15 protein-coding genes are annotated in these 15704 nt (G+C 63.0%); 9 read left to right on the top strand and 6 right to left on the bottom strand.

The window, feature by feature from the left end:
* Positions 1–5 precede the first annotated feature (5 nt).
* Positions 6–2162 (top strand): mechanosensitive ion channel family protein, encoded by a 2157-nt coding sequence (locus ACQKQA_RS11615; RefSeq protein WP_427557021.1) that lies wholly within the window; start codon positions 6–8, stop codon positions 2160–2162.
* A 50-nt stretch (positions 2163–2212) separates the two neighbouring features.
* Here ACQKQA_RS11615 and phnR read toward each other — a convergent pair whose 3' ends face one another.
* Positions 2213–2926 (bottom strand): phosphonate utilization transcriptional regulator PhnR, encoded by a 714-nt coding sequence (gene phnR, locus ACQKQA_RS11610; RefSeq protein ID WP_427557018.1) that lies wholly within the window; start codon positions 2924–2926, stop codon positions 2213–2215.
* 362 nt (positions 2927–3288) lie between these two features.
* Here phnR and ACQKQA_RS11605 point away from each other — a divergent pair, with 362 nt between their 5' ends.
* The 6 genes from ACQKQA_RS11605 (at position 3289) to ACQKQA_RS11580 (ending at position 8603) form a co-directional block, all read left to right on the top strand.
* Positions 3289–4356, top strand: a complete 1068-nt coding sequence (locus ACQKQA_RS11605; RefSeq protein ID WP_427557016.1) for an ABC transporter substrate-binding protein — start codon at positions 3289–3291, stop codon at positions 4354–4356.
* Between the two features lie 134 nt (positions 4357–4490).
* Entirely contained in the window at positions 4491–5297 is an 807-nt protein-coding gene (locus tag ACQKQA_RS11600) for an alkaline phosphatase family protein (RefSeq protein ID WP_427557014.1), read from the top strand.
* The gene (locus tag ACQKQA_RS11595; protein WP_427557012.1) at positions 5294–6139 is read left to right on the top strand and encodes an ABC transporter permease; all 846 of its coding nucleotides are present in this window, start codon (positions 5294–5296) and stop codon (positions 6137–6139) included. The genes ACQKQA_RS11600 and ACQKQA_RS11595 overlap by 4 nt, the downstream gene beginning before the upstream one ends.
* Complete coding sequence (locus tag ACQKQA_RS11590) at positions 6126–6926, top strand: ABC transporter permease (protein ID WP_427557010.1); 801 nt, start codon at positions 6126–6128, stop codon at positions 6924–6926. The genes ACQKQA_RS11595 and ACQKQA_RS11590 overlap by 14 nt, the downstream gene beginning before the upstream one ends.
* A complete protein-coding gene (locus ACQKQA_RS11585; RefSeq protein ID WP_427557007.1) occupies positions 6923–7912 on the top strand; it encodes an ABC transporter ATP-binding protein in 990 nt (329 codons plus the stop codon). The genes ACQKQA_RS11590 and ACQKQA_RS11585 overlap by 4 nt, the downstream gene beginning before the upstream one ends.
* Before the next feature lie 37 nt (positions 7913–7949).
* The gene (locus tag ACQKQA_RS11580; protein WP_427557005.1) at positions 7950–8603 is read left to right on the top strand and encodes an HAD family hydrolase; all 654 of its coding nucleotides are present in this window, start codon (positions 7950–7952) and stop codon (positions 8601–8603) included.
* A gap of 43 nt (positions 8604–8646) precedes the next feature.
* On the opposite strand, the gene ACQKQA_RS11575 is transcribed toward ACQKQA_RS11580, so the two are convergent.
* Positions 8647–9609: a zinc-binding dehydrogenase gene (locus ACQKQA_RS11575; protein WP_427557002.1), complete on the bottom strand. Its 963-nt coding sequence runs from the start codon at positions 9607–9609 to the stop codon at positions 8647–8649.
* 138 nt (positions 9610–9747) lie between these two features.
* Here ACQKQA_RS11575 and ACQKQA_RS11570 point away from each other — a divergent pair, with 138 nt between their 5' ends.
* Together ACQKQA_RS11570 and ACQKQA_RS11565 are read left to right on the top strand one after the other, a co-directional pair.
* Positions 9748–11832 carry a carboxy terminal-processing peptidase gene (locus ACQKQA_RS11570; RefSeq protein ID WP_427557000.1) on the top strand — a complete coding sequence of 695 codons (2085 nt, stop codon included), beginning with the start codon at positions 9748–9750 and terminating at the stop codon, positions 11830–11832.
* Positions 11833–11966: 134 nt separating this feature from the next.
* Positions 11967–13787, top strand: a complete 1821-nt coding sequence (locus ACQKQA_RS11565) for a bifunctional diguanylate cyclase/phosphodiesterase (RefSeq protein WP_427556998.1) — start codon at positions 11967–11969, stop codon at positions 13785–13787.
* On the opposite strand, the gene ACQKQA_RS11560 is transcribed toward ACQKQA_RS11565, so the two are convergent.
* The 4 genes from ACQKQA_RS11560 to ACQKQA_RS11545 form a co-directional block, all read right to left on the bottom strand.
* Positions 13729–14154 (bottom strand): sel1 repeat family protein, encoded by a 426-nt coding sequence (locus tag ACQKQA_RS11560; RefSeq protein ID WP_427556996.1) that lies wholly within the window; start codon positions 14152–14154, stop codon positions 13729–13731. The genes ACQKQA_RS11565 and ACQKQA_RS11560 overlap by 59 nt on opposite strands.
* On the bottom strand, positions 14155–14526 hold the full coding sequence (locus ACQKQA_RS11555) for a hypothetical protein (RefSeq protein ID WP_150805270.1): 372 nt from the start codon (positions 14524–14526) through the stop codon (positions 14155–14157).
* Positions 14523–14864, bottom strand: a complete 342-nt coding sequence (locus ACQKQA_RS11550; RefSeq protein ID WP_427556994.1) for a helix-turn-helix domain-containing protein — start codon at positions 14862–14864, stop codon at positions 14523–14525. The genes ACQKQA_RS11555 and ACQKQA_RS11550 overlap by 4 nt, the downstream gene beginning before the upstream one ends.
* 111 nt (positions 14865–14975) lie before the next feature.
* Positions 14976–15431 (bottom strand): YkvA family protein, encoded by a 456-nt coding sequence (locus ACQKQA_RS11545; protein WP_427556991.1) that lies wholly within the window; start codon positions 15429–15431, stop codon positions 14976–14978.
* Between the last annotated feature and the right edge of the window lie 273 nt (positions 15432–15704).

Genomic DNA, 15704 nt, shown 5'->3' with positions numbered 1-15704 from the left:
ACCCCGTGTTCGCTCGTCTTTCCGTTCTGCGCTACTGCCTGTTTCTCTGCCTCCTGACCCTGTTGCCGCTGTCATCGGCTCAGGCCGTGGGCTTGCCAGGGCTGCTCAATACCGGCAAGACCCAGCCACAAGCCGAGCAACCCTTGGGCCAGTCGCTGGATGAAGTGATCAAGTCCCTGGAAAACGACCAGCAACGAACGCAGTTGCTGCGCGACCTGAAAAAGCTGCGCGACGCCACGAAAAAGGCCCAGGCTCCCGCTGAAGAAGGCGTGCTCGGTCTGATCGGCGGCACCCTGTCCAGCTTCGAAAAGCAGTTCTCCGGCGCCGACAGCCCGATCAATCGCTGGTCGAACGAATTCGACCAGGCCAAGGATGAACTGGCAGACCTGATGCTGCCGGCCAGCGAATGGCTGCCGATCATCTTCGCCTTCGCCCTGATCCTGATGGTCTGGAGCCTGCTGGCCGCCGCGCTGATCTGGCTCAGCCACCGCGTCCGCGAGCGTTTCGGCCTCACCGACGAACTGCCGCAACATCCCAAGACCTGGGACCTGCTGCGTTTCGCCCTGCGCAAACTGGGCCCGTGGCTGATCGCGCTGATCATGACCGTGTACATGACCTACAAACTGCCATCGTCCCTGGGCAAGGACCTGGCCATGGTCCTGGCTTATGCGCTGGTGGTCGGCACCTGCTTCTCGGCGATCTGTGTGATCGCCTTTTCCGTGCTGGACGGTCCGAATCGCCACCGCGCGCTGTACATCCTGCGCCGCCAGGCCTTCCGGCCGTTGTGGCTGATCGGCAGTTTCGCCGCCTTCGGCGAGGCCTTGAGCGACCCGCGGCTGATCGCCAGCCTGGGCAGCCACCTGGCGCACACGGCAGCCACCTTCGCCAATGTCATGGCGGCCTTGTCCACCGGGGTCTTCATCCTGCGTTTCCGCCGGCCGATCGCCCACCTGATCCGCAACCAGCCGCTGTCCCGGCGCCTGACCCGCCGCGCCCTGAGCGACACCATCGAAATCATCGGCACCTTCTGGTACCTGCCCGCGCTGGTGCTGGTGGGCATTTCGCTGTTCGCCACCTTCATTTCCGCCGGCGACACCAGCACCGCTCTGCGCCAGTCGCTGATCTGCACGGTGCTGCTGGTGCTGTGCATGGTGATCAACGGCCTGGTGCGCCGCCACGCCCTCAAGCCCCACCGTGGGCACAAGCGCCACGCCCTGTATTCCGAGCGCCTGAAAGGCTTCTTCTATACCCTCGCCCACCTGGCGGTATGGCTGGTGTTCATCGAGCTTGGCCTGCGGGTCTGGGGCATGTCGCTGATCCGTTTCACCGAAGGCGACGGCCACGAAATCAGCGTCAAGCTGTTCGGCCTCGGCGGCACCCTGCTGTTCGCCTGGCTGATCTGGATTCTCAGCGACACCGCGGTGCACCACGCCCTGACCCGCTCGCGCAAAGGCCTGGCCAACGCCCGGGCACAAACCATGATGCCGCTGATCCGCAACGTACTGTTCGTGGCGATCTTCATCATCGGCCTGATCGTCGCCCTGGCGAACATGGGCATGAACGTCACGCCGCTGCTGGCCGGTGCCGGTGTGATCGGCCTGGCCATCGGTTTCGGCGCCCAATCGCTGGTGGCCGACCTGATCACCGGCCTGTTCATCATCATCGAGGACTCCCTGGCCATCGACGACTATGTGGACGTCGGCGGCCACCTGGGCACCGTCGAGGGCCTGACCATCCGCACCGTGCGCCTGCGGGACATCGACGGCATCGTGCACACCATTCCGTTCAGCGAAATCAAGAGCATCAAGAACTACTCCCGGGAGTTCGGCTACGCGATCTTCCGGGTGGCCATTCCGTACAACATGGACATCGACGACGCCATCAAGCTGATGCGCGATGTCGGCCAGAAGATGCGCACCGACCCGCTGCAGCGGCGCAATATCTGGTCGCCGCTGGAGTTCCAGGGGGTCGAGAGCTTCGAGTCCGGCAACGCCATCCTGCGCGCCCGCTTCAAGACCGCGCCGATCAAGCAATGGGAAGTCTCCCGGGCCTTCAACCTGTCCCTCAAGCGCCACCTCGACGAAGCCGGAATGGACCTGGCCACGCCACGCATGAGCGTGCAAGTGGTCACCGCCGGCGGGGGGCCTGAGCAGGAAGCATAAAACGCCCTGGCGGGCGTTATCGCGAGTTCGCCCCTACAAGGAGAACGGGCTCAGACGACATCAACGCCGACATGGATGGCGTCGTGGCGCCAGAACTCCAGGTCGCAGTCGATCAGCCGCTCATGCTGGTCATAATTGACCCGGGCGATCCGCAGCCCGGGACTGCCGGCCGACACCCGCAGCGCCGCCGCGGCCTCCACCGGCAGGGAAGTCGGCACGATCTCGAAGCGCACCCGACCGTAATGCAAGTCGTAGTGCCGCGCATACAGCTCGGTGATCGACTGGTTCAGGTCGAAATCGAGAATGCCCGGGAAGTACTGCGGGTTGAGGTAGTGCTCGACATACAGCACCAGGCGCTCGTCGATACGGCGCACCCGGCAGATCTGGATCACGCTGGACAACGCCGGCAGCTGCAACCAGGCACAGACCGCCGCGGAAGCCGGCTGCAGGCGCGCGGAAATCACCTCGGTCGACGGCACCCGCCCCTGGGCACTGACCATCGCGTGGAAGTGGCTGCGCTGCATCAGGTTGTAGGCCAGCCGTGGCGGCGAGACGAACCAGCCGCGCCGCTCCTCGCGATAGATCTGCCCCTGGGCCTCCAATTGCAGCAAGGCTTCCCGCACGGTAATCCGGGTGGTGCCGAACAATTCACTGAGCTTGCGCTCGGCCGGCAGTTTGCTGCCCGGCGCCAGCAACCCGTGATCGATCTGTTCCTGCAGGACCTGCCCAATGGCTGTCACCGCCTTGACTGCCTCTTCACGCATCAACGTTACCTATCTGGACTAGACCAGCACTGTTTCAGGGCCAAACGCGCCTGAAAAAGGCACCGGCTTTTCAACCGAAAGCCTAGGCAATGCATATGACTGACAGATGACAAAGCCGTCGGATGGCCGTGCCAGGCACCTGCAATTGGCTGGCCAAGTCCTTTCATATCAGCCGTTTAGCCTTGGGCTACGCTTATCTCGCAACCTTTTGCCTGCCGCCTGTAACCGCCCAGCAGGAGCGATACCGACATCAAAGTGTCATCCAGCCGGCTTAAATTGGCTCAGGTATTGCTGACCTAGACCAACCCAACCGCAAACGTTAGATAAAAACGCAGCGTTGAACACGCCCAAAGGAGCTTCGGATGAAACAGCTTTTCCTGGCATCACTGTTAGGCTCGACCATCGCCCTGTGCACCGCCGCCATGGCCGCTGACACCGACTTGAAGACCCTCGAAGCCGCGGCGAAAGCCGAAGGCGCCGTCAACAGCGTCGGCATGCCCGACGACTGGGCCAACTGGAAAGGAACCTGGGAAGACCTGGCCAAGAACTACGGCCTCAAGCACATCGACACCGACATGAGCTCGGCCCAGGAGATCGCCAAGTTCGCCGCCGAGAAAGACAACGCCAGCGCCGACATCGGCGACGTGGGCGCGGCCTTCGGCCCGATCGCGGTCAAGCAGGGCGTGGTCCAGCCGTACAAGCCAAGCACCTGGGCGCAGGTCCCGGACTGGGCCAAGGACAAGGACGGCAACTGGGCCCTGGCCTATACCGGCACCATCGCCTTCATCGTCAACAAGAAGCTGCTGCACGGCTCCGAAGCACCGAAGAGCTGGGCCGACCTGGAGAAAGGCAAGTACAAGGTCTCCATCGGCGACGTGAGCACCGCCGCCCAGGCCGCCAACGGCGTGCTGGCCGCTGCCATCGCCAAGGGCGGCGATGAAAAGAACCTGCAGCCGGCGCTGCTGATGTTCGCCGAGATCGCCAAGCAGGGCCGCCTGTCGCTGGCCAACCCGACCATCGCCACCATGGAAAAGGGTGAAGTGGAAGTCGGTGTGGTCTGGGACTTCAACGGCCTGAGCTACCGCAACAAGATGGTCAACAAGGACGACTACGTCGTGCTGATCCCGTCGGACGGTTCGGTGATCTCCGGCTACACCACTATCATCAACAAATACGCCAAGCACCCGAACGCAGCCAAGCTGGCCCGTGAGTACATCTTCAGCGATGCCGGGCAGATCAACCTGGCGCGTGGCAATGCGCGTCCGATCCGCGCCGAGCACCTGACCCTGCCGGCCGACGTCCAGGCCAACCTGCTGCCCAACGAGCAGTACAAGAAGGTCACCCCGATCAAGGACGCCGACGCCTGGGAGAAAACCTCCAAGGCCCTGCCGCAGAAGTGGCAGGAAGAAGTGATCATCAACATGCAGTAATGCTGCATCCGTAGGAGCGAGGCTTGCCCGCGATCCAGGCGCTGCGGTCTGTACCGGAACCGCAGAGATGCCATCGCGGGCAAGCTCCGCTTCTACGGGATTGTTTTATCTTGCCTTGCGGAGTCACCCGCCCTATGAAGCACAACGTCATCCTTGTGGTGCTCGACGGCCTCAACCACGAGGTCGCGCGGCACGCCATGGGACACCTTCAAGCCTACGTCGGCGCAGGACGCGCAGCGTTGTACAAACTGGAATGTGAACTGCCGGCCCTGTCCCGCCCGCTCTACGAATGCATCCTGACCGGGGTGCCACCGCTCGACAGTGGCATCGTGCACAACCAGGTCTCGCGCCTGTCCAACCAACGCAGCATTTTCCACTACGCCAGCGCCGCCGGGCTCAGCACCGCCGCCGCGGCCTATCACTGGGTCAGCGAGCTGTACAATCGCTCGCCGTTCGAACCGGCCCGGGACCGCCACACCGACGACAAGACACTGCCGATCCAGCACGGGCACTTCTACTGGAACGACCACTATCCTGATTCCCATCTGTTCGCCGACGCCGAACACCTGCGGCGGCGCCACGCCCCGAACTTTCTGCTGGTGCACCCGATGAACATCGACGACGCCGGGCACAAGCACGGCCTCGACAGCCCGCAATACCGCAACAGCGCCCGCACCGCCGACATCATCCTCGCCGACTACCTGCAAGGCTGGCTCGACGCCGGCTACCAGGTGCTGGTGACGGCCGACCACGGCATGAACAACGACCGTTCCCACAACGGCCTGCTGGCCGAGGAGCGGGAGGTGCCGCTGTTCGTCCTGGGCGATGCCTTCAGTTTCAGCCCCGCAGCGACCCCGGAACAGACCGAGCTGTGCGGCACCATCTGCGAGCTGCTCGGCGTGCTCCACGACAAACCCGTCTGCCGGGAGCTGCTCAAGTGAACGCATTCACCCGCGGCAAATGGCTGGCAATCCTGTGCCTGCTGCCCTTCGCCCTGTTCTTCATCGTGTTCCAGATCGCCCCGCTGCTCTGGGTGCTGGTCAACAGCCTGCAATCGGAAGAGTTCGGCTGGGGCCTGGCCAACTTCAACAAGATCTTCAGTTCGAAGTTCTACCTGCAGGCCATCCAATACAGCCTGGAGATCAGTTTCTGGTCGAGCGTGTTCGGCATCGTCATCGCGATTCTCGGCAGCTACTCGCTGCGCCGGATCGACTCGAAGCTGCGCAACTTCGTCAACGCCTTCGCCAACATGACCAGCAACTTCGCCGGCGTGCCCCTGGCGTTCGCCTTCATCATCCTGCTGGGCTTCAACGGCAGCATCACCATCATGCTCAAGCAGGCGGGGATCATCGAGGACTTCAACCTCTACTCCAAGACCGGCCTGATCATCCTCTATACCTACTTCCAGATTCCCCTGGGGGTGCTGTTGCTCTACCCGGCCTTCGACGCCCTGCGCGAAGACTGGCGCGAATCCGCCGCCCTGCTCGGCGCCAGCGGCTGGCAGTTCTGGCGACATATCGGCCTGCCGGTGCTGACCCCGGCGCTGCTCGGGACCTTCGTCATCCTGCTGGCCAACGCCCTGGGCGCCTATGCCACGGTCTACGCGCTGACCACCGGCAACTTCAACGTGCTGCCGATCCGCATCGCCGCCATGGTGTCCGGCGACATCTCCCTGGACCCGAACATGGCCAGCGCCCTGGCCGTGGTGCTGGTGGCGCTGATGACCCTGGTGACCATCGTCCATCAGTTGCTGCTGAAGAGGAGCTACCATGTCTCGCGCTGAACCCGGCTCCGCCGCCCTCTATCACCGCCTCGTGGTGTACCTGCTGTTCGCCATTCTGCTGCTGCCGCTGGCCGGCACCCTGATCTACTCCATCGCCAGCAACTGGTCGGCGACCGTCCTGCCCAGCGGCTTTACCCTGAAGTGGTATATCCAGCTGTGGAGCGACCCACGCTTCCTGCATGCCTTCGGCCAGTCGCTGCTGGTCTGCGTCGGCGCGCTGATCCTGTCCGTGGTGCTGATCCTGCCGCTGCTGTTCGTGGTGCATTACCACTTCCCGCGGCTCGACGCGCTGATGAACATCCTGATCCTGCTGCCGTTCGCGGTGCCGCCGGTGGTGTCCTCGGTGGGCCTGCTGCAACTCTACGGCTCGGGCCCGTTTGCCATGGTCGGCACGCCGTGGATCCTGGTCGGCTGCTACTTCACCGTGGCCCTGCCGTTCATGTACCGGGCGATCACCAACAACCTGCAGGCGATCAACCTGCGCGACCTGATGGACGCCGCCCAACTACTGGGCGCCAGCACTTGGCAGGCAGCGTTCCTGGTGGTGCTGCCGAACCTGCGCAAGGGCCTGATGGTGGCCCTGCTGCTGTCGTTCTCCTTCCTGTTCGGCGAGTTCGTGTTCGCCAACATCCTGGTGGGCACCCGCTACGAAACTCTGCAGGTCTACCTGAACAACATGCGCAACAGCAGCGGCCACTTCACCAGCGCCCTGGTGATCTCCTACTTCTTCTTTGTGCTGGTTCTGACCTGGGCCGCCAACATCTTGAACAAGGACAAAAGCCAATGAGCTTCGTCAGCGTCCAACACTTACAAAAAAACTATGCAGGCACCACGGTGTTCGACGACATCAACTGCGAAATCCGCAAGGGCGAGTTCGTCACCCTGCTCGGCCCGTCCGGCTGCGGCAAGTCCACCCTGTTGCGCTGCATCGCCGGCCTGACCCCGGTGGACGCCGGCAAGATCCTCCTCGACGGCCACGACATCGTGCCCCTGAGCCCCCAGAAACGCGGGATCGGCATGGTGTTCCAGAGCTACGCGCTGTTCCCCAACATGACCGTGGAACAGAACGTCGCCTTCGGCCTGCGCATGCAGAAGGTCAACGCCGACGACAGCCACAAGCGCGTGCTCGAGGTGCTGCGCCTGGTGGAGCTGCACGACTTCGCCAAGCGCTACCCCCATCAGCTGTCCGGCGGCCAGTGCCAGCGCGTGGCCCTGGCCCGTTCGCTGGTCACCCGCCCGCGGCTGTTGCTGCTGGACGAGCCGCTGTCGGCCCTGGATGCGCGGATCCGCAAGCACCTGCGCGAGCAGATCCGGCAGATCCAGCGCGAACTGGGGCTGACCACGATTTTCGTGACCCACGACCAGGAAGAGGCCCTGACTATGTCCGACCGCATCTTCCTGATGAACCAGGGCAAGATCGTCCAGAGCGGCGACGCCGAGACGCTCTACACCGCCCCGGTGGATGTGTTTGCCGCCGGCTTCATCGGCAACTACAACCTGCTGGATGCCGAAAGCGCCAGCAGGCTGCTGCAGCGGCCGGTCAACGGGCGGATCGCGATTCGCCCCGAGGCCATCGAACTGCGCAGGGACGGCGAACCCGACGCGCAGATCCGCAGCCACAGCCTGCTGGGCAACGTGATCCGCTACCGGGTCGAGGCCCGTGGTGTGGAACTGGTGGTGGATGTGCTCAACCGCTCGCCGGAGGATCTGCACTCCGACGGTCAACGCCTGGCACTTTCCATCGATCCGGCGGCCCTCTGTGAGGTAGCCTGATGACTTTGACGCAAACGATTAAGAGAGAGCGGTACTAATGGCCCTGGCAATTTTTGATCTGGACGAAACCCTGATCCACGGCGACTGCGCCACCCTCTGGAGCGAGCAGATGGGGCGCCTGGGCTGGGTCGACAGCGAGTCCTTCATGCGTCGCAACAATGAGCTGATGGACGCCTACAGCCACGGCAAGCTGAAGATGGAGGAGTTCATGGCCTTCAGCCTGGAGCCGATGGCCGGCCGTACCCCGGAAGAGGTCGAGCACCTGGTCGCGCCCTGGGTCGAGGACGTGATCGAGCCGATCATTTTCAGCGACGCCTGCAAGGCCATCGCCGCCCACCGCAAGGCTGGCGACCGGATCCTGGTGATCTCGGCCTCGGGCACCCACCTGGTCAAGCCCATCGCCGAGCGCCTGGGCATCGACGAAGTCCTGGCCATCGAGCTGGAAGTGCTGCACGGGGTCTACAGTGGCAACACCCTCGGCACCCTGACCTACCGCGAAGGCAAGGTCGCCCGCCTGCTGGAATGGCTGGACGCCGAAGAGGAAAACCTCGAAGGCGCGAGCTTCTATTCCGACTCGCGCAACGACCTGCCGCTGCTGCTGCGGGTCGACTATCCGCACGTGGTCAACCCGGACCCGGTGCTGCGCGAACACGCGGCACAGGCCGGCTGGCCGATTCACCAGTGGGCATGAGCTGAACGTTTGTAGCCGCTGCCGCAGGCAGCGGTTACAGGGTTTAGACCAGGGTCTCGTCGATCACCAGCACCAACTTGCCCGACACTTGGTTGCTCGCCAGCTCGGCAAAGGCCGCTTCGGCGTCCTTGATCGGGAAGGTTTTGGCCAGTTGCGGGCTCAGGCGCCCTTCGGCAAACAGCGGCCAGACCTGCTGGCTGAGATCGCTGAACAGATCGGCCTTGAACTGCTCGTCGCGGCTGCGCAGGGTCGAGCCCAGCAACTGGATGCGCTTGCCGAGGATCTGCGCCAGGTCCAGCTGGGCCTCGCGCCCGCCCATCAGCCCGATCAGCACCCAGCGCCCGTCAAGGGCCAGCAGCTTGACGTTGTGCGCCGCATAGTTGGCGCCGACCGGGTCGAGGATCACGTCGAACGGCCCGAAATCCCGCAGGCTGTCCAGACCGTCGGTGCGTACCACGCCGCCTTGGGCGCCCAGCGCTTCACAGTAGGCCAGGCGATCGGCGGAACCGACGCTGACCCAGCACGGGTTGCCAAAGGCCTTGCACAGCTGGATCGCCGCCGAACCGACGCCACTGGCGCCGGCATGCAGCAACACCTTTTCCCCCGGCTTGAGGGCCGCCAGCTGGAACAGGTTCAGCCAGGCGGTGCTGTACACCTCGGGCAGGGCCGCCGCTTCCGCCAGGGACAACCCTTCGGGCACCGGCAGCACATGACGGGCATCGACCACCACTTCCTCGGCCATGCCGCCACCGGCCAGCAACGCGCATACCCGGTCGCCGACCTGCCAGGCCGTCCCCGGTCCCACCTCGCTGATCACTCCCGAACACTCCAGGCCCAGCATCTTGCTGGCGCCCGGTGGCGGTGGATAGAGCCCGGCCCGTTGCAACAGGTCGGCACGGTTCAACCCCGCTGCCGCCACACGAATTCGTACTTGTCCTACGTCGCACGTCGGACTCGGCTCTTCAACCCACTCCACATGACCTTCAACGCCTTGCAATGCTTTCACAGTGCCTCCATAGTGAGTCTGGACTGAGCCCGGAGCTGTAGCACCGGGCTTTTTGCATTATGCGACCGGCCCTTGTGGAACCGGCGACTTCAAAGACGGCCTAATATGCGTTATCAATTGCCCCCGCGTCGAATCAGCATGAAGCATTTGTTCCCCAGCACCGCCCTCGCCCTTTTCATTGGTTTTGGCCTGCTGCCGATGTCGACCAATACGTTCGCAGCCAATAGCTGGGACAAACTTCAGCCTGATCGCGACGAGGTGATTGCCAGCCTCAATGTCGTCGAATTGCTCAAGCGTCATCATTACAGCAAGCCCCCACTGGACGACGCGCGCTCGGCGATCATCTATGACAGCTACCTGAAGCTGCTGGACCCATCGCGCAGCTACTTCATGGCCAGCGACATCGCTGAGTTCGACAAGTGGAAAACCCAGTTCGACGACTTCCTCAAGAGCGGTGACCTGAACGCCGGCTTCGTCATCTACAAGCGCTATCTGGACCGCGTCAAGGCGCGCCTGGACTTCGCCCTGGCCGAGCTGGACAAAGGCGTCGACAAGCTCGACTTCACCACCAAGGAAACCTTGCTGATCGATCGCAAGGACGCGCCCTGGCTCAAGACCAGCGCCGAACTCGACGATCTGTGGCGCAAACGCGTCAAGGACGAAGTCCTGCGCATGAAGATCGCCGGCAAGGAACCCAAGCAGATTCAGGAAACCCTGACCAAGCGCTACAAGAACCAGCTGGCGCGCCTGGACCAGACCCGCGCCGAAGACATCTTCCAGGCGTACATCAACACCTTCGCCATGTCCTACGACCCGCACACCAACTATCTGTCGCCGGATAACGCGGAAAACTTCGACATCAACATGAGCCTGTCGCTGGAAGGCATCGGCGCCGTGCTGCAGAGCGACAACGACCAAGTCAAAGTGGTGCGCCTGGTACCGGCAGGCCCGGCGGACAAGACCAAGCAGGTCGCACCGGCGGACAAGATCATCGGCGTGGCCCAGGGCGACAAGGAAATGGTCGACGTGGTCGGCTGGCGCCTGGACGAAGTGGTCAAGCTGATCCGTGGTCCGAAAGGCTCGGTGGTGCGCCTGGAGATCATTCCGGCGAGCAACGCGCCGAACGACCAGACCAGCAAGATCGTCTCCATCACCCGCGAAGCGGTGAAGCTGGAGGAGCAGGCGGCGAAGAAGTCGATCCTCAACCTCAAGCAGGACGGCAAGGACTACAAGCTCGGGGTGATCGAGATTCCGGCCTTCTACCTCGACTTCAAGGCCTTCCGTGCCGGCGATCCGGATTACAAGAGCACCACCCGCGATGTGAAGAAGCTGCTGACCGAGTTGCAGAAAGACAAGGTCGACGGCGTGGTCATCGACCTGCGCAACAACGGTGGCGGTTCCCTGCAGGAAGCCACCGAGCTGACCAGCCTGTTCATCGACAAGGGCCCTACCGTGCTGGTGCGCAACGCCGACGGCCGGGTCGATGTGCTCGAAGACGAAAACCCCGGCGCCTTCTACAAAGGCCCGATGGCGCTGTTGGTCAACCGCCTCTCGGCGTCGGCCTCGGAGATTTTCGCCGGTGCGATGCAGGACTATCACCGCGCGCTGATCATCGGCGGCCAGACCTTCGGCAAAGGCACCGTGCAGACCATCCAGCCGCTGAACCATGGCGAGCTGAAACTGACCCTGGCCAAGTTCTACCGGGTTTCCGGGCAGAGCACCCAGCATCAGGGCGTGCTGCCGGACATCGATTACCCGTCGATCATCGACACCAAGGAAATCGGCGAAAGCGCCCTGCCCGAAGCCATGCCGTGGGACACCATCCGCCCGGCGATCAAGCCGGCGCTGGATCCGTTCAAGCCGTTCCTCACGCAGCTGAAATCCGAGCATGACCTGCGCTCGGCCAAGGACGCCGAGTTCGTCTTCATCCGCGACAAGCTGGCCCTGGCCAAGAAGCTGATGGCCGAAAAAACCGTCAGCCTCAACGAAGCCGAGCGCCGGGCCCAGCATGCCGACATCGAGGCCAAGCAACTGGCGTTGGAAAACGTCCGCCGCAAGGCCAAGGGCGAAGAGCCGCTCAAGGAGCTGAAGAAAGAAGACGAGGACGCCATCGCGGCCGCCGATCCGGAGAAGACCAAGCCGGAAGACGACGCTTACCTCAGCGAAACCGGGCGCATCCTCCTCGATTACCTGAAGCTCAACACGGCGGTGGCCAAGCACTGAAATGATGGCTATTTAATGCTGCCGCTCCCCGGAGCGTCATCAAACAGTCATCATTCTGTCGTGAAATGAAGGACCGGGCGCTGCTCTTGAATCAAGAGCAGCGCCCGGTCCTTTTTTCATCGACAGAGATCGCCATGACCACGACCGAACAGCTGAGTGCCTTGAGCTCAATCCTGGCTCAAAGCGGTTTGCACAGTCTGTTCCAGCCGATCATCTGTCTCTCCGAACGGCGCATTCTCGGCTATGAAGCCCTGAGCCGCGGCCCGTCCAACAACCCACTGCACTCCCCGGTCGCACTGTTTGCCGTGGCCCGCCAGGCCGGGCGCCTCAGCGAGCTGGAAATCGCTTGCCGCCAGAGCGCCTGCAAGCGCTTCAGCGAGCAGCAGCTGCCCGGCAAGCTGTTCCTCAATGTGTCCCCGGAATCGCTGCTGGAGGCCGCCCACCAGCCCGGCCGCACCCTGCAGCTGCTGCAGGACTTCGGTATCCCGCCGAGCCAGGTGGTGATCGAACTCACCGAGCAGACACCGATCGATGACTTCCAGCTGCTGCAAAACGCACTGCATCATTATCGCGACATGGGGTTCTCGATCGCCCTGGACGACCTCGGCGCCGGCTATTCGAGCCTGCGCCTGTGGTCCGAACTGCGCCCGGACTACGTGAAGATCGATCGGCATTTTATCGACGGCATTCACCAGGACGCCCTCAAGCGCGAGTTCGTCGGCTCGATCCTGCAAATTGCCAAGGCCTCCCGTGCCCAGGTGATCGCCGAGGGCATCGAACTGGCGGAGGAACTGGCGGTGCTCACGGAGATGGGCGTCGACCTGCTGCAGGGTTACCTGCTCGGCCGCCCCCAGGAACATCCGCCTCGCGACGGCCGCAACCTGCTACCCAAGCGCGACAACAGCACCACGACCCTCAATGACGAAGGCAGCGACCTCAGCGCCCTGCTCAACGAACAACCGGCGGTGGCGCGCAACGTCCCCACGGCCACGGTACTGGAAGCCTTCCGCCGCCAGGCCAACCTCAACTCGCTGGCGGTGCTCGACGAACAGGACCAGCCCTGCGGCATCGTGCATCGCCATTCGTTGTCCGACGCCCTGCTCAAACCCTTCGCCACCGACCTGTTTGCCCGCAAGCCCATCAGCCGCCTGATGAACGATGACTTCCTGGCGGTGGAGCTCAACCAGTCGCTGCAACAGGTCAGCCGCTTGATCACCAGCCGCGCCCGGCAACGGATCGAAGAGGATTTCATCATCACCCTCAACGGCCGCTACCTGGGCCTGGGGCGGGTGATCGATGTGCTCAAGCTGATTACCGAGCTGAAGATCCAGCAGGCGCGCTACGCCAACCCACTGACTCTGCTGCCTGGCAACGTGCCAATCCAGCAGTGCCTGACTCATTTGCTGCAACAAGGGCGGGAATCGCTGATCTGCTACGTGGACATCGACAGCTTCAAGCCCTTCAACGATATCTATGGCTACGGGCGTGGCGATGAAGTGCTGTTGTGCCTGGCGCAATGCCTGAACGACCGGGTGGACCCGAGCCGCGATTTCGTCGGCCATATCGGTGGCGACGACTTTCTCCTGGTGCTGGGCCCCGAAGACTGGCAACGGCGCCTGAACCAGCTGCTGGACGACTTCCATAGCCAGTGCCGGCGCTTCTACCGCAGCGAACACCTGGAAGCCGGCTGCTTCATCGCCCCCAACCGCCAGGGCATTCGCCAGGAGTTCGCCCTGCTGTCACTGTCCATTGGCGTGGTGCATCTGTATCCACAGGCCTGCGGGCAACTCGATGCCAGTCAGTTGGCCGAGCTGGCCTCGCAAGCCAAGCACCACGCCAAGAACATGCCGGGCTACAGCATTCATGTGATCGACAGCCGGGAAATGACCGCCGGTTTTACTGCGGATGCGACCCAGAATCCGGCGTACCCGGCTGACTCAGCTGCGCCAGCTTGATCTCGGCCAGGGGGTGCCCGGCCTTTGCCGCCAGCGCCCACCAACGGGCCGCCTCTGCCGCATCCGCCGCCTTGGTGGGCGAGCCAGCCAGGCTGATGACGCCCATCTGATAGGCCGCCTTGCCATCCCCCGCCAACCCGGCAAGACGCAACAGGCGTATGCCCTCCTCACGAGCCCCCAGACCCTGGCCGCGGAAGGTCAGGATATGGCCATAGAAGCTCTGCGCGCCGACGTCCCCCAGGTTCGCCATGCGCGCCAGTTGCCCTTCCAGCCAGTGCCAGCCCCGGGGTTGCCGCACAAACCAGGACCAATGAAACAACCGGCGGGCCAGCCAGTAACCGGCCCGCGCCTTGAGGCGCCAGTACACTCAGGCCTCCGCCGATTCGGGGTATTCGTACTCGAATACACGGACCACTTCCGAGGCATGCCACGAAGCGGCCGCCACCCCGTCGGAAGGCCCGGAAAACCGCCCAAGGCGCTCCACACACTCGAAAAAACCGGTACGCGGCAAACGGCTTGCCCCCTGGCTGATCACCAGCGAACTGCGCAGCGGCTGCTCCGCGCGCGCATCCAGCGCGGCCAGATGCTCGAGGGCCGCGGTCAGGGTCTGCATGGCGGGGCTGGGTAACTGCAAGCGCTCGAGCAGAGCGCGGTAGGTCAAAAGATGGCGTTGCCGACGGGCCTGGTCGAGTTCACTCAACAGGCCATCCCAATGTTGACGACTGATCCTTACGCTCACGATTCATCCCTCCAACCCGGAACCGTCAATTCCCAGGCCAGGCTGCGGCGTATAGCGGCGTCCGGCTGACGCTCACCGCTTTCGATCATGGCCAGATAAGACGGACTGATACCTACCGTACGGGCAAGCGCCTCGATGGCGACGCCCTTGGCTTCACGCAAACTGCGGAGTTGATCCAGACCTGGAAGCGCCTGGTCGGCTGCGGTCGCGGCAGGTTCCCTGGTCTGTCGCGGAGTTTGATCGGTGATCCCTGCTGCTTTTAACAAAGCTTGATACTGAGCCCATGGCAGCACCGCGTACTCGGGCTCGCCATCGCGTGCAATTATCTGAATATCCATTACTACCCCGTAGGACATCGACACATAACGAGTCGGACTTTTCCTTATGAAGTGTAATCCTATCAGTCACCAAGGTCGCGGGGGCATTGTCGTGTTGGATCCCGATTTATTTCAGTTGCTTTTCGGGCCTTCCAGTTGCAATTGCTCCGGGGTATCGGGCAAGCGCTCCACCACCGCCAGCTTCTCCGGGGCCTGACGATTGCGCCAGGCGCGAAATGCACTGAGTTCGTCGTCCAGGGTCTTCATGAGCCAGGCCAGGACGGCGATATCGTCGAGCATGCCGAATACGGGCAGGAAGTCCGGAATCGCATCCACCGGACTGAGGAAGTACATCAGGCCCGCGACCACCGACACCAGCGCCTTGGGGCTGATGGCACGGTACTCGCCACGCCAGTAAGCCAGGCACAGGGCCTGCAGCAGGCGCAAGTCGTCCTTGAGCTTGCCGAGCCGGCCCCCTTGCAAGGCGCCTTTGCTGGCCACGGCGAACAATAAGGTCGGCAGCCGACCGCGGCTGAGCAAACGACCGGCCAGGGGCAGGAAACGGGCAAAATTCCAGGGTGCTTTCATCGTCACTCCCACTGAAATGTTATCCACACAAATTGTGGATAACCTTGTGAACAGAGCCGCTTTTCACAGCTGAGAGCCCCGTTCTACAAGGGCCCGGCTCAGATCGGGCGTTTTTTACTCACATAAAAAACCCATTATTTCATTGACTTGGCCGCCTCGGGCGGCTACCCGCAGCGTACCCTGTTAAGACTATGCCCTATGTCGTCGGTTCGCATTTTTTCCCGGACCAACGACCAGATACGACAACGCCCCGTGAGAACGGGGCGTTGTCGT

Source organism: Pseudomonas sp. NPDC089530 (genome assembly GCF_050280705.1).
In the GTDB taxonomy this organism is placed as follows: Bacteria; Pseudomonadota; Gammaproteobacteria; order Pseudomonadales; family Pseudomonadaceae; genus Aquipseudomonas.
The sequence above is the reverse complement of the archived record's forward strand: the minus strand, read 5'-3'. Positions and strand labels throughout refer to the sequence as shown.